Raw genomic sequence first — 25,495 nt, 5'->3', positions numbered from 1 at the left:
TGCTTCCTGGCCAATGAATAAATCAACTTCAACCAATCAACATATCAACCAGTCAACTGATCACTTATCAACCAATCAACGAGTCAACTTCTCAACCAGTCAACCAATCAACTTCTCAACCAATCAACCAGTCAACCAATCTACCAATCAACCAGTCAACCAATCAACTTCTCAACCAATCAACCAGTCAACCTATCAACTTATCAACCAGTCAACCAATACCCAATACCCACTTACAAACTAACCCCCCGTTTCCACGGAATGAAGTCTTCATGCCCGTTTTTTACAGATAGGGCCTCCACTTCGCCGCTCGCTACTTTAATCACGTGGTCGAGTATGCGTTCCCCGGCTTCCTCGATGGTTTCTTCTCCTTCGATGATGGTTCCGGTATTAATATCAATGATGTCGCGCATCTTGTTGTAAAGGATCGTATTGCTCGATACTTTTAGCACGGGTGCCACGGGGTTGCCGGTTGGTGTTCCAAGACCGGTAGTGAAAAGCACAATGTTTGCGCCTGCACCAACTTCGGCGGTAGTCGACTCAACATCATTACCCGGTGTACACAACAGGTTCAAACCCGGCTTGCTCACTTTTTCCGGATAATCCAACACATCAACAACAGGCGAGGTCCCCGCTTTTTTTGCCGCACCAGCCGACTTGATGGCATCGGTGATCAGTCCGTCTTTGATGTTGCCAGGTGATGGATTCATATCGAAACCTGAACCCGCGTCTTTCGCACGTTGCCCATACCGGCGCATGATATCGATAAACCGAAGTGCCTTGCTTTCATCCACACAACGGTCGCTCATCTCCTGCTCAACCCCACACAACTCCGGAAATTCGGAGAGAATAACAGAGCCTCCTGCAGCTACAAGCAAGTCGCTCGTATACCCGATGGCCGGGTTGGCGGAAATGCCTGAAAAGCCATCGGAACCACCGCACTCCAGGCCGATACAAAGTTTGCTGATGGGTGCCGGCTGGCGTTCAAGCTGGTTGGCCTGGATCAGTCCCGCAAAAGTTTGTTTGAGTGCGGCTGAAATGAGATCGGTTTCGCTACCGATACGTTGTTGCTCGAGAATATAAAGTGGTTTGTCGAACGCGGGCGAACGCTTTGCAATTTCTTCCTCAAGCATGGCAATCTGTGCGTTCTGGCATCCAAGGCTAAGCACAGTTGCACCAGCCACATTGGGATGGGTGATATAACCTGCAAGCAAGCCGCAAAGCGCCTGGGCATCCTGGCGGGTTCCACCACAGCCGCCTTCGTGGGTGATAAACTTTACCCCGTCTATGTTTTTAAATAGCCGGTCTTTCTTCTCCGACTCATCGCTTTCCTTGAACTCGGCGTTCAAAATATCCTGAACGGTTTTGCCTGAGGTATACAGCTTCTTTAACTGCTTTGCAAAGTCGTTGTATTTTTTAGGCCTTGAAAAACCAAGCTCATCCAACAGGGTGTCTTTTAATACATCGATGTTCCTGTTTTCACAAAACACGAGGGGTATAACGAGCCAATGATTTGCTGTACCTACACTGCCGTCGCTGCGGTGATATCCTTTGAAGGTCCTGGTTTTAAATTTCGACACGTCGGGAACATGCCAAGCTGTTTTGCGACTTCCCAGTTCAAAACCCGTGGATGCATGTTTTACGTTTGACGTAGAAATGCGCGCACCGGCAGGTATATGCATTTGTGCCTTTCCAACAAGCACCCCGTACATTGTTAGGCTGTCGCCCGCCTGCATGTCGGTTTCGGTGAATTTGTGCTTTGCCGGAATATCTTCAGTTACTGTATACGTTTGCCCGTCCATTTTTACTTCTTCACCTTTCGTAAGGTTGCGTAAAGCGACGATAATGTTATCGTCAGGATGAACTTTTAAAATGCTTTTTTTCATGATCAGTTGTTCTAAGCTTTTACGGAATGACTTTCTCTGATAACGTCTTTCACCCGGCCGGCAACAAGTTGTCCATACCAGTTTTCTACAGCTGCCGCAAAACCGGGTAATTTGGTGAGGTCAACATCCCAGTAGGCCTCATTTTTTAAAACTTCTTCTACAATCGCACCAGCGTTAAGGCTGCTTCGTTCGGCAAACCAACCGGCATGATCGTCCTGTATATTGTATGCTTCCCCATTTGCTTCGCCTACAAATTTGCCATCTGTTTCAATGCAATTCATGAACCTGATGTAAGCCGCAAAGCCGATCGCCATCAGCTCAGGTACCTGCTGGTTGCGCTCATAATGTTTTATCAATACCGGCACGTTACGCATCTTCATTTTAGAAGAATATTGTACCGAGATGCTTAACCATTTATGTTCGATGAAAGGGTTCCTGAAACGGTCAACTACTTTCTCCGCAAACTCCTTTGCTTCGTCATAAGTGATCTCGTCATTGGTAATGGCCGGGGCAATTTCATTTAACATCAATTGCAATACATAACCCCTGTATTCGTCGTCTTCCATCGCTTCCTTCACTATGGTGAAACCGGCAAGATGCGCCAGTCCGCAGCTGTAAGTATGGGTACCGTTCAGCAATCGCAATTTCAGTTCGCGAAACTTGTTGATGTCGGGGGCGATAACCACACCTTTGTCCACTTTATAAAATGAAAGTTTTTCGCTCACCACGGGATCATTGGCTTCAATTGCCCATAGGCTATACGTTTCACTCATGATCATCAGGTCGTCGTTTACCCCGTATTCCTGCAAAAAAACGGCTTTATCAGCTTCGGGTAATTTGCCCGGAACAATCCGGTCGACCAGTGAATTACAAAAATGATTAGAGCTTTCCAGCCAATCCATGAAGGCCGGGTCAACACCATTCAGGTGCGCCAGCTCCAGTACAATCGCTTCAAGCTTTGCACCATTATCAACGATCAGCTCAGTAGGCACAATCACTACCCCTTTTGATGGATCACCATTGAACGCTTTGTAACGGTGGTATAAAAAAGCCAGCAGTTTACCAGGAAATGATACCGGTGGAGCGGCATCAATTTTATCTTCTTTAACGAGACTGATGCCAACTTCGGTTGTATTGGAGATGATCACCTCCATGTTGGGGTTTGCAGCACATTCAAGAATTTCGTTCCACTGCTCTTTTGCAGACAGTACCCGGCTGATGCTTGCATTGATGATGTTCTGCTCAACCTTTTCGCCGTTTTCAAGACCCCTGATACACTGGGTAAACAATCCGTCCTGGGTATCAAACGCATTGGTATCGCCCTGCGAGGTTGATTTTACCACTACGATACGGCCTTTAAAAACACCCTGGTTGTTTGCTTTATTGATGAAGTAGTCTGGCAGGCCACGAAGAAGTACCCCGGTGCCGAACTGCAGTACCTTCTCCGGCAGTTGAAACACGGATTGTGAAGGCTTAACCAGCCGATCATTTTCGATTACCTGCGCTAAGGCGGAAACAGACAAGTTGTTCATGTTATGCGTTTTTCTTTAACCAGGAGGGATATTCCTGTTCTAATAATTGTTGAGGCCAGTTGCCATACCAGGCATACCCATTTCTACGCTCATATTCAATCTCTGAAACCCGTTTCTTTTTTATGCCGTCGCGACCACAGAAAAATGGTTCGTTGGTATCGAGGTCGTAAAAACGTGCCCAGAGTACCGCACCGGGTTCTGCAATCAACTTTCTGTCCCTTCCATTTGGCTCTGCAGGGTCGGGAACCGACACAAACTTATATCCTTCTATCTTAGATGCGTTAAACCATTCAACAGCACTTTTCACTGCCGTTTTAATTGCCGCCGAAGGTTTTTCAACCTTCATGAGAAACCGCGTAATCGCAACGCTTTCCGATCCACTTAACGAGGGCAACTCATACTTACGTGCGGTTGCCGGTTGAAGCGTCTTCTGGTCATACTGTGCGCACCAAACGGTTAGTTTTCCATTAACCTTTACTTGTGTTAGAAGTATACAGCTAATGCCTTTCTCAATCGCAGCCGTACACCCGGGAACGAGGGTGCGGCTGATAACCTCCAGGTCGTTTTTGCCCCCTTTTACATCCAGCATCAGCTCGAGTACGTTGATCATTGCATTATCGTTGAAGGTGATCTCTCCACGATAAAGGCTCGAGTCAGGATAAAACTGTGGCCATCCGCCAATGGGATATTGAGCCTTCAGTAAATAACGTACCCCCTTTTCAGCAGCTGCCAGGTATGCAGGGTTGTTGTGTTTTTTAAAGGCCGAGGCAAGGTAGCGGATTTCTTTTACGGTTGCGCCATTGTCTATGGTGGCATCTTTCTTAAGCGAGTCGGCGCGTAAATCAAGCTTTTGTTCTTCAAACAGGGGCTTGGTATAGTCAATCTTTACTTCGTTGATGTGCTTTGGCCAGCCACCTATTGCGCGCTGGTATACCAACATATTGTCGGCCTGCATGTCCTGCGCCGAGGTTTGCTGTAGGGTACCCAATGCAAGCATAACGCAACCTGCTTTAACAATCATCCCGGGTAGTGAAAAACGTTTAATCATAATGGAAAGCTTACTTGTTTTTAGTACTGAGAACCCATTTTACAAAATCCGAAGCCGCCGCGAAGTTCTCATATTCCGCAGGCAGCTTTCGTCCATCAATATATTCGTTGTAGAACCAGGGATCGCCAACAGCAAACACCCAGCCTTTACCATATTTCACTACGGCAACAATGTTGTCGCCTTTGTGCTTCAACCCAGCATCTGTTGGTTTGGCAACTTTAAGGCTCGCCAACTCTTTGATGTAAACCTTTTTTGCCGTCTTAAATACCGGATTACCCGGCTCAACAACAATCGCCCCTTGCTCATATTGATTATTGATCACCGGATTTTTAAGTTCGGGATTAAAGCGAAAGCCAAATTTTTCTGCAAGGGTATTAAAATGGGTGAACTCGGCATTACTGCTGTCGTTTGAAAACAGGGCAAGGATCCCTCCTGCCCTTACCCAATCACTGATTGCCGTAACATCTCCCGGCTGAACGTAGTTCGGCCTTGGACTTTCTTTTTGGGTATCAGGATCAACGATGATGTAAACCCCTGCATTCCTAAGATTTGCCGCGGTTGGTGCCGATTTTAGCGTAGCGAGCTTTGCCCCGTGTTGTTCGAACAGGTTACCCAATAGTGAAAAGCCGCCATGGTTCATCTCGTCCCACGTATAATGCCAGCTAACATTGTCGCCCGTAATATCCTTTTTCACTTCGTTGTTAAAGTAATTATCGAGCAGTATGGTGGTGCCCTTACCCATTTTAAGGTTTGGACGCATTTCCATTTCATTCGCCGCGTGCAAAAAAGCACCGATGCCTTTTGGATCGTTTTGTATAACCCTTTCGCTAAGGTAGTAGGCATCACTGCCATCGCGATAATTCGGTGAACCTCCAAGGCCTGATACGGTTACGGTGCCATTAAGGTTTACCCCGCCATTATCAGCCGGAACTATAAATTGTTTCACCAGACCATCATAGGCCTTTGTTAACCAGGCGCTGTTGTTTTCTGCTAGATAGCCTTTGCGAATACCCTTCGCAACGGCATAAACAAACATGCTGGACGCAGAGGCTTCCACGTAGTTGCCTTTAAGAGTAGGTTTGTCAAGCAGGTCGAACCAAACCCCGGTTTTAGGATCCTGCACTTTTTGAATTGCAGCAGCCAGTCGTTGTAAAATGGCGACGAGTTCTTTTTGTTTCGGATGACTTTCAGGAAAATAATCCAGCACGTCTACAAGTCCCATAGCATACCAACCCATTGCCCTTGCCCAAAAGTTTGGCGACACACCGGTTTCTTTGTTCGCCCACTTTTGTTGTTTTGATTCGTCCCATCCATGGTACAACAAACCCGTTTTTGCATCCCGGGCATGTTTCTCCATCAGGATAAACTGTTTGGCGATATCATTAAAGGCGGTATCATCTTTTGTCAGGTAGGTATACTCAGCATAAAACGGTTGTCCCATGTACAGGCCATCAAGCCACATCTGGTGTGGGTAAACCTGCTTGTGCCAGAAACCACCTTCAGCCGTACGCGGATGGGTCCGCAGCTGGTTGCGCATGTGGGTAGCGGCTTTCCAATATTTTTCCTTGCCCGTGACACGAAAAAGGAGCAGGAGAATGCGCGCATTATTTACGTGGTCAATATTGTATTCGTCGGGCCGGTAGCCTTTAACCGTGCCGTTTTCATCAACAAAAAAGTCCATACTTTTTTGTATATAATCAAAGTATTTGGGATCACCGGTGCGTTTCCAAATGCCTTCAAAGCCTTTTAAAAATACACCCTGGTCGTACGACCATCGGGCAGAACGCCCCGGGGTTAGCGAGAAAGAGTCCTTCCATAGCGTCATTACCGTAGCAGCCATTTTCTGCGATACCGGCTGAGCCTGCACGCTATGCATAGCAAGCAGCAAACAAACAATCGTTAATAATCTTTTCATATTTATCCCGGCTTTTTTAGAGCAGCCAAATCATCACGAGTCCAACATCAAACAAGGGCATTCGCCACATAGCTGGCTTTTTTGGTGACCAGCATTTGTTCCCTGGTTGAACATCCTTGCGACGCTCCGTTCAGGTGCATCGCCCTGATCATCAAATCAACTGAGAAGCATTTACCTATCTACTGATCAACCTATCAACCTATCAACTTCTCAACTAATCAACCTATCAACTTCTCAACCAATCAACCTATCAACTTCTCAACCAATCAACCTATCAACTTCTCAACCAATCAACCTATCAACTTCTCAACCAATCAACCTTTCAACTTCTCAACCAATCAACCTATCAACTTTTCAAACAATCGACATCCCGACTACTTCACCTGAACAGCACCCTCAGATGCGCCATAAGTAACCGTCATCTTTTGCTTTGCTTTATCCATGTCGGTTTTACTCAGCACAATGGCTTTGGTTTTATCTCCACTCACATTCATCAGCAGGTCAGCGCCAGGTTTATAACCAATACTTTCCAGATTGATGTTTTTACTGTTATGAATATTTATAACCGGGCCGTTTGCCGTAGTGTAAAATTTTACATTTTGAAACGAAATACCATCCCCCTCTGTCATGTCCAGTCCTTCTTTGGCCTGCAGCACCATATCTTTCAGCACGATGTTCTTTACATTCATTTCAGGAAGGCCCCTAACAAATACCGCCTTTTCGGCACCATTGCAAACAACATTGCTTACCGTGATGTCCCTGAACTGTGGCGTAGCTTCAGATACCGGCTGGGTTTCAACCTTTGGGGGTTCACGTTTTTCGCCAGGCAACACAACGGGGTCCACTGCCGCATAATACATGTCGAAGAGAATAGCTTCAGCAACAATGTCTTTCATGCTAATGTTGTTGATGTATATCTTTTCGACTATGCCTCCCCTGCCGCGGGTTGTTTTAAAACGGATGCCGATGTCTGTACCAATAAAGGTGCAATTGTCAACAAAAATATTGCGTGCACCACCACTCATCTCGCTGCCTACAACAAATCCGCCATGTGCATGGTAAACCGTGTTATTGCGTACAATAACGTTTTCGGTTGGCTTACCTCTTTTCCGGCCTTCCTCGTCACGACCCGACTTTATACAAATGCCATCATCCCCTACATCAAATATGCTGTTTTCGATGATCACGTTTTTACACGACTCCAGGTCGATGCCATCGCCATTTTGCGCGTACCATGGATTTTTTACAAATACATTTCTAACAATTACTTCTTCGCACATGAGGGGGTGAAGGCACCAGGCAGGCGAATTCTGAAAGGTTACCCCTTCAAGTAATACACCCTTACAGCCGTTAAACACCAGGAGGTTCGGCCGCAGGAAGTCTTTAATCGAGTCAAGATCGCTTTTGCTTTTACCAGGTGTTATCACGCCCGGACTCTTCATTTGTGAGCCCTTAAACGACATTTCAGTAGGATACCAGGATTTTTGGTCTTTACTCAACACCCCTCCTGATGCAACGAGTTTCTTCCATTGTCCCTCGGTCATCTTATCCCGTTTAACCATTCTCCAGGCTTCACCACCACCGTCAATAATCCCATCCCCGGTGATTGCTATGTTACGTTGGCCGTTTGCATAAAGCGGCGATTGATTTCGCCACTGCGGCAGTCCTTCCCAATTACTCTGCACCAGTTGATATTCGTTGAAGTCGCGGGTAAACTGTAAAAGCGCATTCTTCCTGAGGTGGAGGTTTACATTATTCTTCAAGCCAATCGGACCGGTAAGCCAAAGTCCTTCTGGAATAACCACTACCCCACCGCCTTTTCCGCTACAGGCGGCAATGGCATCGTTGATGCTTTTGGTATTGAGCGTAAGACCATCAGCTTTGGCACCAAAAGCCATTATGTTTATCGTGTCTTTTCTGAAAACAGGCGCTTTAACAACGGGTAATACGGGAGTAGGTTCTTTGAAGGCAAATAAGAAAGCGAGAAGGGTTACAGCAAGAAATCGTTTCGTCATTGATCAGTGTTTAATCCGGTGAACGGGAGTACTGCAAAGTTTAACCAAAAATAAGAATGCAGGATTTCACGATGCCGGGGTGAGGTTTGAAAAACAAGACTGGTGTACAATCAAGGCTAAACTTAGGCAAGTAAGTTCACTAATACCCGCTGAGAGCCCTTTTTTGGCGGTTATTTATACGCAATCGTTCCCGTTAGAAACCCGCCGGAGCTCATTAACCTGGCTCGAAACGTACCGGCAGACCGTGACCAACCGGGATTGTGGTAACTCATAGTAACTGCTGTAAAATGCTGCTTGTATGATCAGCAAAAACCAGGTGTCCATTGCTGATCAAAACGTGAGGACAGGCTAACCTGAACAACAAAAAAGGCTGCCTTCTCCAGACAGCCTTTAAACTTGTTTTTTAATGTTTTAAGAAACTCCGGGAGCTAATTTCGTTGCTGTTGGAAAACACGAGGTAGTACGTACCGGCCGGCAGCGATGTTACATCGATCCTTGCCTGGGTAGTTGTAATCGCCGGCTTGAATGAGCGCATCGTTTTACCATCTTGTGAAACCACCTTGATCATGGCGTTGTTGGCTGCCATGGCAAAAGATATTGCAAGCACATCTTTTACCGGGTTTATGCTTAGGTTCAGTACGGCCTTTGTACCGGCATTTACCAGCGCAACCTTGCTGAACTTAGCCGAGCCATCTTTATCTTCCATTCTTAAGCGATAATACGATTTACCAGTTAACGGATGGTAATCGCTAAAGCTGTATTCATTTTCACTTATACCAGTCTTTGCTTCCACTTTGCCGACTGTAGAAAAGTTGCGGCTATCGCTGCTACGCTCTACTGAAAAAAAACTGGTATTAACTTCATTCGCAGTCGCCCACCTGAGGTGGACTGCCGGCACGCCACGAATGCTAAGGGTTGCGGAGAAATTTACCAGTTGCAATGGCAAAGTTGATCCGGGAGATATGGTATTAAGGTAGTGCTCAAGCATGGTATAGCCATCCGCATTAACGATATTCCGGTCATCAGGATTTGTGGGATCCAGTCCGCGGGAGAGTTCCCAGCCGTCCGGCATACCATCATGATCATCGTCGATTGGTGCAGGCAGCGAATTGTACACCGGCCATCCACCCACTTCCGAAGGCATATCTATGATGCCGCCTTTGCCTGATGTGGCACCAATCGCAGAAGCGGTTTTGGTGCGGGTTTCGTTTACGACGCGTGCATCAACGGGGTCACGCCTTGGCAAGGTAGCACCTGCTCCTGCCAACACCGAGTCGTAAGCACTTTGGGCGGATTGTTCCTGCAGTGGGTATGCTACTACAAACGGTATAGCTGACTTTGCCGTATCCCGACTTGCAACGGGAATACTATTCAGGTCAAGGCCAAGAAAATTATTTGACGTTATAGTAGGGCTTTGATCTAGAATGTTACCATCGAGGTACCAGCGACCAACCCCTTTCGCATTGGCAGCGGTATAACTTGCCTGTACAAACTTGAGGGTAGAGGATGTAGCAGGGCCAGGTTTGTAGTAGTTGTTTACAAAATTCACCTTGCTGTAACCGTTGTTGATCTCAGACTCGCCACCATAACAGGCATTGGAACTGCCCCAATTGTAAACCACATTATTCCGGTAGTCGATAAGGGCTGCAGTATCATGCGCCCTCGCCCCGTTAAAGCGCACGGTGCGGCTGTTCTGGTGTGCTACCAGGTTATGGTGGTAAGTTGTAAATTGACCTCCCCACACACCTCCATAAGAACGAAGCCCTTTTGAATGGCCGGCGTTGTAAAGTCCTTCGCTTACCACGCACCATTGTACGGTAGTATTTTTTGTGTCGTACAGTGCGGCACATTCTTCATTCGCCCAACTGAACGAACAATGATCAACAATAACATCATGACAGTTTTCCATATCGAAACCGTAAACACCGGTTGATAAAGTGCTGCCTGGCCGTGACCTGAGGTGGCGTATGATAATGTTACCGTGATTGCCACCAAGACTAGCAGGCCTTGCGCCATTGATCAGAAATGAGTGCCCTTTAAGGCAGATGCCATCACCGGGGGCCGTCTGGCCGGCTATGGTAAAATCAGAACGGGTAACCTTTAGCTGGCTTTGGAGATTGATGATGCCTGATACCCGGAATACGATGGTAAGTGGCTGACCCGGAAATGCAGCAAAGGCCTGGCGAAAACTGCCTGGTCCATCGTCATTCAGGTTGGTCACTTCATACACTTTTCCTCCGCGGCCCCCTGTTGCAAACTTGCCATAACCTTCTGCGCCGGGGAAGGCAAGTTGTTGCGCGCTTAAGGCAGTTAGATTTACCAGCAACATGGCAATCAACACAGCTTTTTTAAAGTTCTGTTCGTAGCTTTTTTTCATACACTTTTATTAAACTAATGATATGGGATCTGCCAGGCAAAGCGGTAGTCACTTTCCTGTTCAAAGGCGAGAACAATTATCGTCTTCGTAGTTCCTGAAAGCCGGGGAAAAAATCAATCGTACATGAGCGCGACGCCCCGTCCGAATGGCTTCAGCCGGGCGGGCAACGATGTACCACAAACAACACCTGCCCGGAGCCAAAAAGAAACGGGGGCAACCATGTGCCCCCGCAATTACTATTTTTTAATAAACGATGCCGTTGATTGGACCGATCCGTTGTTGATGTGGATGAGGTAAGCTCCTTTTGGAAGGGGCGCCACATCGACGCTGGTTTGCGTTACACCTGGCTGAACGGTTTGCACCCTTAACGTTTTACCATCAGCTGAAACAACAGCAATGGTTGTATTTGGTTTTGCCGTTTTATGTGTTACGATAATCGTGGAAACAGCCGGGTTTGGATAGAGGGTAACTCCATTGGTTTTGCTGTTTACTACAACAACCTGGCTGTATTTAAATGAACCATCCTTGTCGATCATTTTCAGGCGATAATAAGCAACCCCATCGATTGGGTTAACATCGATAGTTGCATACCGGTTTGTATTTAATCCTGTAGCAGCAACGGCAGCAATGCTGTTGAACATCCGGCCATCAGCACTTCTTTCCACCTCGAATGTGCTGGTGTTGATCTCTCTTGTTGTGTTCCAGGTAAGGTTGAGTGTTGCGCCGTTATAAGCCGCATTAAAATTCAGCAGGGTCAATGGCAGACTAATCGTATTTGAAACAACAAAGGTTGAAAACGAGGTGATACCCTGGGCGGTGGCCACAAATGGGTTTGCCGCGGTGCCGGAACCCGTTACCACTGCAGGAACAGGCACCCATGTAGCACCATTAAACTGCAGGATAACCACTGCTGCACCGGGGTTAAAACCGGGCGCCTGGTCGGCAGTGAGCCAGGAAAAACTAATGGTTGCTGTGTTCCCACCTGCTACGTCTTCTTTGATCGTCCATTGCCGGTTAACTACCGTATTTGCATTCGGAACAGGATTGTCGAATGTAGTTTTTACACTTACGGCAAAATTTTCGATCGCCCCGCTGTTGCTGATGGTGACTGGGTTATAAGAGCTTGCATCCGATATGAAGGTTGCGGCGTACGGGCCAACCGGAAACAGGGTGGCAGCACTGCCGACGGTATTGAGTTTCAAAGAACCGCTGGAGTCAGTAACAACGAACTTGACCCTGGTTGCCCCGATTACGGTATCGGTTACCAACTGGTAATTTCCTGTTGTAAGTACACCACCTGCCGGGTGAATAGCGCCGAAGATGAGTGCTGTTGTGGCAAATATGTTTTTCGACATAGCCACGGGATAGTGCCCCTCCAGCCTGATGGTGTTTATTGTATCAGGAAGCTGGGTACCGGTTACCTTGGGATCAACTTCGGAGCTATTATCATATACGAAGTTTGCTTGTTGACTTAGCGAAATTGTTCCCGTGTTTTGAAAAGTCTGACCAATGTTAGGGCCCTTCCAATCCAAAGTAGCACCGGGTAAAAGGAAGAAATCTCCAGCACCTCTCACGACTTCAAACACAGTTGCGAGTGTACCTGAGACCCTCATGCCGAAACCTGCTGTAGGCATCATAATATTACTGATCAACCTGTAATTACCCGCGATCTCAAGGCTGGTATTTGTAGGGAAATTGTTGATCCCAACGTTTTTGTTTACACCGGTAAGCTTGATGAAAAGCGGGTTGGCAGCGGAAGCATTCGAATTGAATACACCTGGAAGAACAACAAACTGTCCACCCACTTCGAGCGTATCCCGGAAGTTGCCATTCTCCCTGAAATTGACAATTCCACCAACTTGTACAAATCCTCCCGGGAGCTTAACCCGGCCTGGTGCATTGGTGAAGGTTATATTGCTTGTGCCGGTGCTCCTCACTAAAAAGCTACCCTGAACGTTTGCACTGTCAAGGGTGTTGCGGAAAGCGTAATAGTTGGTTTGGCCCGTATTGTTCCACTCAATATTGCCATAACGAATTTCCTTTTTGAAGATCCCTGTCTGGTTTGTGGTTATGCCGGTGATCAAGAATAGTGAGGTAGGTGCCCAAACCATACGTGCAGGTGTATTGCCATTATTTACATTGTGCTGCCAGGTTGCATTTTCTCCAACAAATACGGAGTCTCCCCCATTGCTGAGATTCATATTTGTTCCGGAGTTTACAAATGTTCCGTTTACAACAACGGAAACATTGCCGTTTGTAAACAGTCCTCCAAACAAGGTAAACGTACCATCTACCTGCAGGTCGGTGGTTGCCGTGGATGGTGCACCATCATTCGCGAGGTTCAAACTTGCACCATTGCTAACAATGAGCTGTCCACCCCTGTTTACTTTCGTTAGATGAATATATCCACTACCATTTGTAAGGCTTGCAGAAACCGTTACGGCATGACCGTTCAAGATGGTTGTTGTGCCCGAATTATTATATACGGGGTATGCCGGAGCGGGAGTAATCCAGTTACTGCCATCGTAACGCTCCCAGGTAGAGAGGTTTGTCCAGTCGCCGCTTTGTCGTGAGCGGTAGTCGCCTGATACCGGGTTGGCGGTTGCAAGTCCTTTTAATTGTACATTTTTAAGTTTTGCATACCGGCCATTGCTGCCGCTACCGCTGCTGTAGTACAACCTGATCACTAATGAATCTCCTGCATTTACGGACACACCTGTACCGCCCGCCAGCGCAAAGCGATAATTCCTGTTTGTTCCGGACGTTTCGTTTGCAAGTAACACGGGGGTAGGATAATCGCCGTTTGCTGTTGCCGGAAGCTGCAAACCATCGGGTCCGACACCGCCGGTTACGCTGGTTGAGTCGGCGGTTGTAAAGCCTGTTTTTGAATAAACAACGGCAAACCGTGTATTGCTTTCTGTATTGTAAAAAGAGCTGTTCAGGATCAGGGAGTCTACCCTCAGGGTATGTGTGCCGGCAGCCTTCAATGTAAACTGTTCGTAAAAAGTCCGGTTTAGGTTACCGCCGGGTCCGCCAGCTCCGGTCGTCCATAATCCATCAGGGGTTACCGCGAAGGCTTGCCCGAACGTTGGCGAATATGCCGGTACGGCAGGTACAGTGGTGCCGTTTGAAAGTGTAAGCCGGCTGAATATGGGTGTCGTTCCAATTACCCCTGCTGACCTTACTGAAGCGCTATCCTGGTTATTGGTTGTCATTGGCCACCACTCGAGAATCGACGAGACGGTCAAGGGATCATTTTGAACGGTACCGGTAACGCTAACACGCACGCTATCGGCACCTGTACTGGAATGGATAATCTGCCCATTATAAGTACCCGCTGTTGTTGCATTAAGCCGTACCGATATGGAAGTATTGGGAACATTCCCGAGAGCATCGGGCACAAAGGACCTGCCTGAGGACCAGTTGACCCCGTCTGTTGAAAGTTGGTAATTCTGGGGTGCCAGAACCACCAGGTTGCCTGTTAAGCTGCTACCTGAAACAACATAGGATTGCGAAGTTGACGGGGTACCTAAACCCTGGATAAAGCTGCCAAATGAACCCGTGACGTTGATGGTCGGTGTACTTGAAATTGAAACAGTATCGCTTGAAATATGGGTCTCGTAGCCCTGCTTTGACGCTCTGACCAGGTAATGATAGGTTACACCTGGCGGAGGAATTGTTTCGCTATAACTGAAATTGATGAGTGAGTCGTTTGACGAAGTTTGCTCACTTACTGGTGTAAAGGTGACTTTATCCGCACTTCTCAACACCTCAAATTTCACCTGCGGTATCGCCCAGCTCATGTTCCAGGTAAAGTTTGTTGTGCTCGTGCCTTTAACTCCTCTAAAGTTGGTGACGGCGATGGGTGCGGGAACATAAGCGCAGAAATCAGGTGTTGTTGTACACGGGTCCCAGTTACCGAATAACGTTGTGTTGTTGTAAAACACCTGGGCTTCTGCATCGGTAAGCTGATTCGACCAGGGAACACGTTGGCTCACATCAACAAGGCTACCATCAAACTTCCTGCTTTTGTATTCAGCATAGGTTATTTTGGTTACATCGGTTCCAGCATCCCAGGTTGACCAGCCCGCAGGCTGTATCGATGAACTCATAACCGTGTTCAGGAACACGACCTTGTTCCATGATTTTGCAACGTCCGCTGTGCTGGCGTCGTTCTGCCATGGCCGGCCTAAAAAGTAAATTGTCCCTCCCCGGTTTGCGGGAATCTTGCTATCACGGAAAACATAACCATAAGGTTCTGCCTGTTGTGTATTTGCCGCCGTAATGTAAGATGCTCCCGCAGATGATCTTGTTTTGCCATAGATAACGCAAGAGTCGAAAACCGCTCTTGCATTACCAAAAATGAAGTCAACAGTACCGTCTATATAACAATTTCTGAAGTAGTTCAATCTTCCTGCGGCATTGGTCAACACGGTATCCTGCCCACCAAGAAAGCGACAGTTTTTAAACGCGGCCCGGTCTGCATTTACATTTATCGCCAGTGCCTGTGGGGCTTCACCGGTTGTGTTTTCGAAGGTAACGTTCACGGCGGTAAAGTTTGCCGCATTGATGGTAACGGATGCTGAATTGCTGGTGCCATAAGTACCTCCGCCGGGCATAGGTTTACCCGAGTAGTCATCATAAGTCAGGATAACATTTGCAACACTTTCGCCTATAAACTGGAGAAAGGGCTTATTAGCCGGAACATTGATCTTCTCCTTGTATTTCCCATTTTTGATGTAAATAGTATACGCGGCTGTTCTGCCCGTGGGTGCTGCATTGATCGCCGCCTGGACAGTTGTATAATCGCCACTGCCATCTTTGGCGACTACAAGGTCATAAGCGTTTGCACCAAGTGAACTCAGCAGCAAAAAGAGTACAAAGGCAAAACCTTTGAAGGGGTGGGTAAAAATCTTCATATAGCAGTTTTGATGATTATGGCGGCACCAAAAGTATCGGCCATGGTGCCAGGTTATCGCAATTCGTATTGAGGAAACATGAGGATGCCCGTTAAACAGGGCCATGCTGAAAAAAGCTTATTTTTTTACAAAACGCGTAGTCATCTCACCACCACCGTTTTCCATTACTATATAATAAGTTCCGCTCTTAAGCAAGCTACCATTAATGCGGGTACGGGTGGCGGATTGCGCCGGACGTACACTGCTGACCAACCTTCCATCAGCAGCCATAATCCGGATGAAGCTGTTTGCAACAGCAGGATCATGGTTTACCAGCACCTCGTTTACAACCGGGTTTGGATTAACCGACAGCAACATCTTACGATAGGGGTTCACCTTTACAACCGGGCTATAGCTCAGTGCTCCGTCCTTATCGATCATTTTAAGGCGATAAAAAGCAAGCGTGTTTAACGGGTCCTTGTCAGTGAAACTATAGGTATTTGTTTGTGCTGTATTACGCGCCGCTACTGTACCAACAGGTGCGAAAACGACACCATCACTACTTCTTTCCACTACGAAACTGCTGGTGTTAACTTCCCTTGCTGTCGACCACGATGCCTGAACTTCTTTCGGCATACGCATCGCGGTAAAACTTACAAGGGATAATGGTAAGGCACCTGAAGTAATCCCATTCAGGTAGTTCTCCAATTGGGTATAGCCATTTGCGGTATACTGGTTACGATCAGCAGGATCGTTAGGGTTTAAACCGTTTGCAATCTCCCAGTTATCCGGCATACCATCACGGTCGGTATCTGCGGGAGGTGTTGTTGAAATAAGGGTTGGCCAGGCGGTAACTGTTTGTGCGTATGGTGTGCCATGCGGGAATCCACCTTGTACGTCTATTACCCTTCCTGTGCGGTTGCGCACATTCAGTACGATGCGCTCATCCAGTGTATCCCTTGCGGGGAGGGTTGCCCCTGCGTTTTGCAATACTACTTCATAGGCACCTGCTGCGGACTGAGTGGTAACTGGTGAGATCTCAAAAGGTGTGGATACCTTGGAATTTGTGCTATCGGCCATCGTTCCACCTGCGAACGCTACCCCACGCCAATTATTAGCGGTAACAGCAGGATTGCCATCAACGTGGTTGCCATCAATAAACATTTTAGGATAGGGGTATGCCGCTGACTTCGACGGGTTCATGATCATGCTCCGGATAGGTACCCCGCTTGAGCTACCTGTTGAAGTATTGGGGCCGTATTTATAGTAATTGTTTACGAGGTTATAATTACCGCCTTCACCTCCGTTAGTACTGTAGGAAAGCCAATGATAGATCACGTTATTTCTAAAATCTACATTCTCAACTCCTGTAACGGCAGGCGTATAAGTGCTCACCCCGGCAAAGCGCGGCATACGTCCTTTTGCATGCGCCAGCAGGTTGTGGTGAAACGAACCGTTTTTGGCACCCCAGATACCAACATAGCCGTGCTCCTGGAAATCAGGCCCGGGATTTTCGTAATGATAGGAATAATTCAGTGGCTCTGATACCAGACAATACTGGATTGTTACGCTGTCTCCGCGGTAGATTGTGCAAGCTTCGTCGGAGCTCCAGCTGATACTGCAATGATCAAGTATGATGTTTTTGTGGCCAAGGTCGCCAAAGGTATCATCGCCTCCACTGGTTTCGTTTAATCCGTTGTTCTGGTAACGATCACCCATGCGGATCCGCAGGTGGCGAATGATTACATTGTCACCATTGATCACCACCGGACGGTCAGCCAGGCAGATGCCACCACCGGGAGCTGTTTGGCCAGCAATTGTAGTGTTGCGAGGAATAGTGAGTCGACTGAGCAGGTTGATCGTGCCCGACACCCTGAAAACAATTGTACGATGTGGAAAGGTATTAACCGAAGCGGTCAGTGCGTACCGCAAACTGCCAACAGCGTTTACATCAGAGAGGTTTGTAACTTCAAAAACAGTGGTGGGTACAGTTGGTGTACCCCTCCCTCCTGTGGCATACTTGCCGGCACCTTCCGCACCGGGAAATGCAACCTGTTGTGCAACTAGGTTTGTTGTTGCCAGGAAAAACGAAGAAAGAATCAAAAGGGCACGAAACGGCGTAAAAGTTAGATTCATAATGGTTCAATCGATGAAGAGAAATAGTGGAGCTTGTAAATATTGATTAAATATAGATATTAAAAAGAGGTGCAGGAGATAGTTTCTCCGCAATCGTTCCCGAAACATTTTTGGTATCATTTCCGTGACCAGATGGCGGTGATTTCTTAATTTAAGCTATGGCGGCCGTGCATATTCCAGGTGGAGTTATGCCAGGATTAGCTAAACGTTACATCAATTTGAAATGGGATGTCGGCCAGCATAAACCGGCGAATGATCGCCTTCTCTTTACCATAAACGAAACTTAGCACTTAGCAATATTGAAGTAAGGCAATTGGTGATAAACAGGATAATTCAGGCGTATCAAAGAAGCGATCTGATGTTTATTTTATGATCTAAAGATTCAATACCTGATTACAATTGCTGTAATATAATTGTGGTATTACCTATGAATAAGCATTGAAAAACGGAATGGTTACAAAGGGGTCTGATACCTGGTTATTGGTACCTTATATTTTAATTTTAGTTAGATAATTTCAACATGCAAACAAGGATAAACGCATTTATTACCCAGTTTAACGACCTGTTTAACGGGAAGCCCTGGCTCGACGAAACCTTTTCAAAGAAACTGGATCAGCTTAGTGAGGAACAGGCTTTTACGCGGGCGCCCGACAACAATCATTCTGTTGCGGAAGTCGTGTGGCATCTGATTGTTTGGCGGAAAGAAGTATTGCGCCGGTTAAACGAAAACACCACAACTAGTAACCTGCCCGATGAAAGCTCCGAAAACTGGAAGGACGTTTCGTTACTGAAATTAACAGGCTGGCCGAAGCTGTATGCCGATTTTAAAGACTCGCATAAGGATGTAATTACATTTCTACTGGATAAAACCGACGACTACCTCGACGAAATGATTGGTTTGTCTGACTGCAACAAAGAATACTATATTGCCGGCCTGGTCCACCACGATGCCTACCACCTTGGACAAATCGGGCTGATTTTGAAGTGGGCGCGTTAGGAGGTTATTTTGAATGTTGTATGATAGATGTCGAATGAAGTGAGTGCAGCTAAATTTATGTTGGATGTTGATGATAAATGTTGAATGAGTGCAGCTAAATTTATGTTGGGTTGTGAAGGATGACGGTTGGTTATTTTTAAACGCTTCTATTGAAGTGAACGCGAATGCACCTCAACCCCCATCATTCATCGTACAAGGTTGAATTATTCCAGTAAATGATTACAATATTACCTTCCGCCTTTGTACAATACCTGGAAAGACTGTTTTGTATTACCGGGACCGGATATTACAACCAGGTATTTGCCATTAGCTAGGCCCCCGGTAAGCTTAACAAGTTCAGTACTACTGCCTGCCGAACGGATCACCTGCTTGCTGGTGATTGTTTGTCCGACTGCATTAACGACGCTGATACTGTACTGCCCCGCGGCCTGATTGATGAACTGAATATTTATGTTGCCCGAACTTGCCGGGTTTGGATAAAGCCGGTAACCAGGCTGCTGTTTTCCGATAACGACTTTTACAACAGGACTGTAGCGGACCAGGCCGCTCAGGTCGACCGTTTTTATGCGGTAAAGGTTGTCACCTGCCCGTGCGTTCAGGTCGGCAAACCGGTAAGTTAACGAACTCATATTGTTACCGGTAGCGGATTGCAAACCCGCGTTCGAGAACAAAATACCATCTGCGGACTTCTCCACTTCATAATGTTTAACCCGGGTTTCATTTTGTACGTTCCATTCTACATAGATTGTAACCCCTTGTTGGTAGGCCTTTACGGAGGTCAAGGTGACCGGGAGGGGCCCGATACCCGGCAAACAGGTGAAAGTATTCCGCTGGATGGTACTCGCATCTCCCAGCTGCCCAGTGGCATTTTCGCCGGCGAGGCAAATACTTCCGCGGTTGCCATGAATGATTGCGGAATAACGCCCACCCACACCAACGAAAACCACATCATCTGCAATTTTCACCGGATCAGTGGCGTTCGTATTCGTACCGTTTCCAAACTGCCCGCGAAAGTTGTTTCCCCATGCCCATGCACTACCGTCGCATTTGATCCCAAGATTATGAACATCCATGGTGGCTATGCTCATCCACCTGTTTTCCAAACCTGCAGGAAGCGGTACGGCAGACATCGTATTTGTACCATTGCCCAACTCCCCGCTCTGGTTACTTCCCCACGACCAGATTGTTCCATCTGATTTCAGGGCAATAGAGTGCAGACTACCTGCAACTACAGTCAGCCAATTACGGTCAGTTCCCACCTGTGTAGGCGTTGGATTTTCCGGTTCGCCGGTACCGGTACCCAACTGCCCATAAAAGTTGTAACCCCATGCCCATATAGTTCCGTTGCTCTTAAGACCTAGCGCATGAAACTGGCCGGCAGAGATACTGACCCAATCATTGTCGGTACCAACCTGAACGGGCGTAAAATGCGGGCTTGTGTTTCCGGTACCCAGCTGACCCCGGCTGTTTTCGCCCCAGGCCCAAAGCGTACCATCAGCTTTTATAGCATAACTGCTGTAATAACCAGCTTCAACCATTTGCCAGGTATTACCGGTTCCAACCTGCTGTGGAACAGTAATATCGTTTGTATTGCCATTACCCAGTTTACCCTGGCTATTGTCGCCCCATGACCAAAGTGTGCCGTCGCTTTTAATACCCAGGCTATGACTGTCTCCAGCGCTTGCACTCACCCATTTGTTTTCCATCCCTATGCGTTGTGGTAGCAGCAGCGGTTGAACACTTCCATTACCTAATTGGCCATTGAAATTGGCTCCCCATGACCATAGTGAACCATCACTTCTGAGTGCAAGGTTGTGGGAACTTCCCGGAGCAATGCCTGCCCAGCTATTTTCTGAACTAATGGGCAGGGGCGAAAAAACATTCACCTGCATGCCGGTGCCTAATGCACCAGCATTGAGCCCCCAGCCCTGGAGCGTACCATCCGACCTTAAACCCATGGTCCGGTTAGCTGAACTATATACGGCTATCCAATTGTCATCTGTGCCAATACGCTGGGGCGTAAGTGCCGTAACAGTTGTGCCGGTTCCAAGTTTACCGCTCTGATTATTACCCCAACCCCAGAGGCTGCCGTCACTTTTTATGGCATGCGAATGAACGTTTCCGGCAGAAATAGACAGCCACGAATTTTCTGTTCCGACCTGGATCGGTATGGCTGAATTAACCGCTGTGCCGTTCCCAAGGTGGCCATCACTATTTTGACCCCATGTCCATAAGGTTCCATTTGCTTTAAGCGCTACCGTATGGTATTGTGCTGCACGAACCATAACCCAATCAGTTGCCGTGCCTGCCTGAGACGGAGTATGATTGGGTGAAAAAATGGGTCCAACTGTGCCATTGCCAAGCTGGCCGTAGCCGTTTTCGCCCCATGACCAAAGGGTGCCATCGCTTTTTAAGGCCACCGTATGGTAATATCCTGCATGAACACTTGTCCATTTATTATCGGAGCCAACCTGTATCGGCACCAGGGAGTAGTCGGTATCAAGATTACCAAGGGCATAAGCTCCCCACGTCCATAATGTTCCATTGCTCCTGATTCCAAAACTTCTGTAGCCCCCTGCAGATATGTATACCCAATCGTTATCAGTGCCTACTTGTATCGGAACAATAGCGGTAATTACCGGACCAGTACCCATCTGTCCGCCACCGCCTAAGCCCCAGGCCCACAAAGTGCCGTTGCTCTTTAAAGCAAGGGAGTGTACCTCCCCTACAGCTACGGCCGTCCAACGGTCTTCGTTACCAACCCTTACCGGAATTGATGATGAAGTATTGGTGCCATTGCCGAAAACCCCATATTGGTTGTTACCCCACGCCCATAATGTTCCATTGCGTATTTCAAGGGTGTGGGAAGTTCCGGAGGCAACCCGTTGATGGTTGTTTCGGAAGTTAATGGCAGACTTGTTTTTACCCCGGCTTACCTGTGCGCCAAGGGGATGATGAAAACAAATCAGTAAGGTAACAAGCAAGTAGTAAACGGCCTTAATTTGAACCGGCTTTGGCATTGTAGGTAAGGTATTGAGTAAACAAAAGTGAATAATTAAATATATGTCGAAGCGACCAACATTCCTACTGCTTGTACGGCATTGTCGTGCATGTTTTGGCAAACGGCAAATTCGTGCCTCATTGATTATTGATGTACAATGGCATTGATTTGAACCCAGGTACAGCGTAAACAAAAAGAATGAAACTGTATTTTCCTGGCAGATGTTTAATTAGGAGCGTGGCGCTGCCTTTAAACATAGGTTAAATCATGCCTGGATGCAGTAGCGAGATCCTTAATCCATACGTAACGCCTTATGGTGAGTATACCCAACATAGCCCCGGGTGACTGAGGAGTATGTAGTATAGAACAAGTACACGGCGCCGTGGAATGTTGAAGCCTGGCAATGCCATTAAGCCCTATCCCGGCGGTGGGGCTGTAGATGGGTTGTAAGCTTTAGCAACGATGCGTTGAAAACGGGCAGTTCAATGATTTCCCGCGTAGATGTTCCCTGATTGCTGGTAGATGTTGTACCCATGGACAGAATATGATTGCAACACCTTTTTCGCCTTTACGGGATATCGTCGTTTAGGATAATTTGAAATGTCTGCTTTTTGTTGTCGGGGCCGTAGATAACCAACCCATATTTCCCACTAGAAAGTCCACGTGAAAGCCTGAATGACTCCGTACTGCTTCCCGTTAAACGGTCAACCTGTTTGGTGACGATTGTTTGCCCGATCGCATCCACCAGGCTTATATTGAACCTGCCCGCGGGTTGATTTATGAATTGCAGGTTTACTACCCCGTTCGTTACCGGGTTTGGATACAGGCGGTATGCAGGCGCCGATTTTCCTATGGTAACTTTTACAATTGAACTGTAACGGATCTCACCGGAAATTTCAATGGTTTTCACCCGGTAAAAGTTGTCGCCGCTTTTGGCATTTACATCTGCCCAGGCATAGCTTACCGAACTCATATTGTTCCCCGTTGCAAGTTGCGAACCTCCATACGCGAAACTTCTGCCATCGTGCGAAACTTCAATATCGTATTGCCGGATACGGGTTTCGTTATGAACGTTCCATGCCACATTGATAATACTACCCTGGCGGTAAGCCGTTATAGCAGTAAAGGATACGGGCAAGGGACCTCCTGAGGTTAAACAGGTAAAGGTTCTGGCGGGGGTGGTGGTTCCGTTACCGATTTGCCCCTGTGAATTGTCGCCTGCGAGGCAGATTGTATTACGATTTGGCGGAATGATTGCAGAATTTTCGTTAGCCGCGGAAAGTACGGTTGTATTTTGCCCGACCTGGACAGGAACTAAAGAGGAGCCGCTACTGCCATTGCCATACTGTCCAAAAGCATTTTCTCCCCATGCCCACACTGAACCATCGCTTTTAAGTGCGACTGAGTGATTATTACCAGCAGCAATGTTAATCCACTGATTATCGGTTCCGATTTGCATTGGTGCTGCAACATTCGTAAGCGTTCCATTCCCGACCTGTCCCCGAAGATTGTAACCCCAGGCCCATAATGTTCCGTCAGACTTTATAGCCAGCGTATGGGCTACACCAGTCGCTATAGATTTCCAATTACTATCTGAACCGATCTTAACCGGGGTCAGATAATTGCCGGTTGAATTAGAACCATTCCAAAAATTTGTTCCCCACGACCATAGGGTACCATCACTTTTCAGACCGATAGAATGGTAAAAACCTACCGAGATGCTTGCCCATTTATTGTCACTGCCCACTTGAACCGGCGAGAGACCTACAGTAGTGTTTCCGACACCCAGCTGCCCATCTGCATTGTTACCCCAGGCCCAAAGTGTTCCGTCACTTTTGAGCGCCAGGGAGTGCGAACCTTTGGCTGCAATGCTGGTCCACTTGTTATCATTACCGACCTGGGTTGGTACCTGATTGAATGTGGTGTTGGTACCGTTACCAAGCTGGCCTTGAAAGTTTCCTCCCCAGCTCCATAGCGTGCCATTACTCTTGAGCGCTAACGTATAGTAGAAACCCGCGGCAACACTTATCCAATTGTTGTCATTATTCATTAAACCAGGGCTATTCTGTTGGGTTTGGTTGCCATTACCCAATTGACCATGGGTATTGCTTTCCCAGGTCCACAGGCGCCCATCGGTTGCGAGCGCAGTAGTAAATAACGCGCCTTGTTTCACGTCAAGCCATTTAACATCAGTATTCAGCAACATTGGTATGAGCACATTTGTATTAGTGCCATTGCCCAATTGGCTTTTCTCATTGTTGCCCCACCCGAACAGCGTACCGTCGCTCTTGAAACCAAGGCTATGCGCAAAGCCGGTTGCGATTCCTACCCATTTTGTGTCCGTTCCAACTTGTGCAGGAACAGGGTTCGCATTAGAGCCGGAAGTTGTTCCATTACCGAGTTGCCCACTTAGATTAGCTCCCCACGACCATAATGTTCCATTGCTTTTAAGTGCAAGCGTGTGTGAACCGCCACCCTGAACCATGACCCAGTTGTTATCGCTTCCTGACTGAACGGGAGTGGGCACCGAATAAGTGGTATTCGACGTGCCAAGTTGACCTTCATTATTGTTACCCCAACCCCATAATGTGCCGTCGCTTCTTACAGCCATCGTAAATGAGCCGCCGGCGAACACGCTCTTCCACCTGTTGTTAGCATTAGGAAGTACAGGAACCGGAACAGACGAATTGGTATAAGTGCCAATTCCCAATTCACCGGAGCCGTTAGCTCCCCAGGTCCACAATGTACCATCAGCTTTAAGTGCTGCTGAATGGTTCCTTCCTACAGTGATACTTAGCCAGTTGTTTTCTGTTCCAACCCGGACAGGCAAGGGATTAACCACCGGCAGGGTTGCACCGTTACCCAGTTGTCCATATAAATTTAATCCCCAAGCCCATAAGCTGCCATCACTCTTTAGGGCAAGTACGTGTTCTATATTTGCAGCCACACTCACCCACCTGTTATCGACACCAACCTGTACCGGCACATTGGAACTTACTGTTGTTCCGATCCCGAGCTCTCCAAGAACATTTCTTCCCCAGGCCCACAGCGTTCCGTTACTCTTAATCGCAAACGAAGAAGCATAACCCGCGCTGACAGCTATCCAGTTATTTTCGCTTCCTACCTGAACCGGTATGTTGCTTTCTGCAGCATTTGATCCGGTGCCCAGTGCACCATTCTCATTCGAACCCCAGGCCCAGATCGTGCCGTTTCGGATTTCCAGCGTATGAACACCCCCTGCAGCCAACCGCTGGTAGTTAGCGCGATAAGGAACAGATGATTTGTTGTTGCTTCGGTTTACCTGCGCATCGGCGCTGTAGATAATCGTGCAAAAAACGGCAAGAAAAAAGGAGAATAAAAAAGATTTCATAAGCAGCAATTAGTACGTAAAAGGTAACTGTTTATGGTGGTAAGTGCAACTGGATATGTCGATTATGTTTGAACGATAAACTATGAATGATGAATGCATGGTCGCGGACGAAGGGTGATGCGCCTCGCACATATCGTCATTGCGACGAAGGAAGCAATCTCATGTTTTAGCATCGGGAATCCTTTGCAACGATAAACGATGAATGATGAATGCATTGCGTCGCACCAAGCGTTATGCGTCTTGCGAACATCGTCATTGCGACGAAGGAAGCAATCCCTTGTTTTGGCATCGGAATGTTTGAACGATGAACTATGAATGAT

At 47.4% G+C, this 25,495-nt stretch carries 12 protein-coding genes; 2 read left to right on the top strand and 10 right to left on the bottom strand.

Features of this window, described 5'->3' with window-relative positions:
- Positions 1 to 13 precede the first annotated feature (13 nt).
- Positions 14 to 244, top strand: coding sequence for a hypothetical protein (locus EXU57_RS24985; RefSeq protein WP_165958036.1), 231 nt, complete (start codon positions 14 to 16; stop codon positions 242 to 244).
- On the opposite strand, the gene EXU57_RS04725 is transcribed toward EXU57_RS24985, so the two are convergent.
- From EXU57_RS04725 to EXU57_RS04690, 8 genes are all read right to left on the bottom strand, one after another.
- Entirely contained in the window at positions 234 to 1,886 is a 1,653-nt protein-coding gene (locus EXU57_RS04725) for a UxaA family hydrolase (protein WP_133267035.1), read from the bottom strand. The two genes, EXU57_RS24985 and EXU57_RS04725, sit on opposite strands and share 11 nt — an antisense overlap.
- An 11-nt stretch (positions 1,887 to 1,897) precedes the next feature.
- Entirely contained in the window at positions 1,898 to 3,418 is a 1,521-nt protein-coding gene (locus EXU57_RS04720) for a tagaturonate reductase (protein WP_133267034.1), read from the bottom strand.
- Between the two features lies 1 nt (position 3,419).
- Positions 3,420 to 4,466 (bottom strand): pectate lyase, encoded by a 1,047-nt coding sequence (pelA, locus tag EXU57_RS04715; protein ID WP_207955398.1) that lies wholly within the window; start codon positions 4,464 to 4,466, stop codon positions 3,420 to 3,422.
- A gap of 10 nt (positions 4,467 to 4,476) precedes the next feature.
- A complete protein-coding gene (locus EXU57_RS04710; RefSeq protein ID WP_133267033.1) occupies positions 4,477 to 6,381 on the bottom strand; it encodes a glycoside hydrolase family 88 protein in 1,905 nt (634 codons plus the stop codon).
- 374 nt (positions 6,382 to 6,755) lie between these two features.
- Positions 6,756 to 8,396: a glycoside hydrolase family 28 protein gene (locus EXU57_RS04705; protein WP_133267032.1), complete on the bottom strand. Its 1,641-nt coding sequence runs from the start codon at positions 8,394 to 8,396 to the stop codon at positions 6,756 to 6,758.
- Positions 8,397 to 8,799: 403 nt separating this feature from the next.
- Positions 8,800 to 10,773: a T9SS type A sorting domain-containing protein gene (locus tag EXU57_RS04700; protein WP_165958035.1), complete on the bottom strand. Its 1,974-nt coding sequence runs from the start codon at positions 10,771 to 10,773 to the stop codon at positions 8,800 to 8,802.
- Positions 10,774 to 11,009: 236 nt separating this feature from the next.
- Positions 11,010 to 15,692 (bottom strand): pectinesterase family protein, encoded by a 4,683-nt coding sequence (locus EXU57_RS04695; protein ID WP_165958034.1) that lies wholly within the window; start codon positions 15,690 to 15,692, stop codon positions 11,010 to 11,012.
- 117 nt (positions 15,693 to 15,809) lie between these two features.
- Entirely contained in the window at positions 15,810 to 17,807 is a 1,998-nt protein-coding gene (locus EXU57_RS04690; protein ID WP_165958033.1) for a T9SS type A sorting domain-containing protein, read from the bottom strand.
- A gap of 520 nt (positions 17,808 to 18,327) precedes the next feature.
- On the opposite strand from EXU57_RS04690, the gene EXU57_RS04685 reads away from it, so the two are divergent.
- Complete coding sequence (locus tag EXU57_RS04685) at positions 18,328 to 18,804, top strand: DinB family protein (RefSeq protein WP_133267030.1); 477 nt, start codon at positions 18,328 to 18,330, stop codon at positions 18,802 to 18,804.
- A gap of 227 nt (positions 18,805 to 19,031) precedes the next feature.
- On the opposite strand, the gene EXU57_RS04680 is transcribed toward EXU57_RS04685, so the two are convergent.
- Positions 19,032 to 21,824, bottom strand: coding sequence for a T9SS type A sorting domain-containing protein (locus EXU57_RS04680; protein ID WP_133267029.1), 2,793 nt, complete (start codon positions 21,822 to 21,824; stop codon positions 19,032 to 19,034).
- 549 nt (positions 21,825 to 22,373) lie between these two features.
- Positions 22,374 to 25,175: a T9SS type A sorting domain-containing protein gene (locus EXU57_RS04675; protein ID WP_133267028.1), complete on the bottom strand. Its 2,802-nt coding sequence runs from the start codon at positions 25,173 to 25,175 to the stop codon at positions 22,374 to 22,376.
- Between the last annotated feature and the right edge of the window lie 320 nt (positions 25,176 to 25,495).

This window comes from Segetibacter sp. 3557_3 (genome assembly GCF_004354985.1).
Lineage (GTDB): Bacteria > Bacteroidota > Bacteroidia > Chitinophagales > Chitinophagaceae > Segetibacter.
The sequence above is the reverse complement of the archived record's forward strand: the minus strand, read 5'-3'. Positions and strand labels throughout refer to the sequence as shown.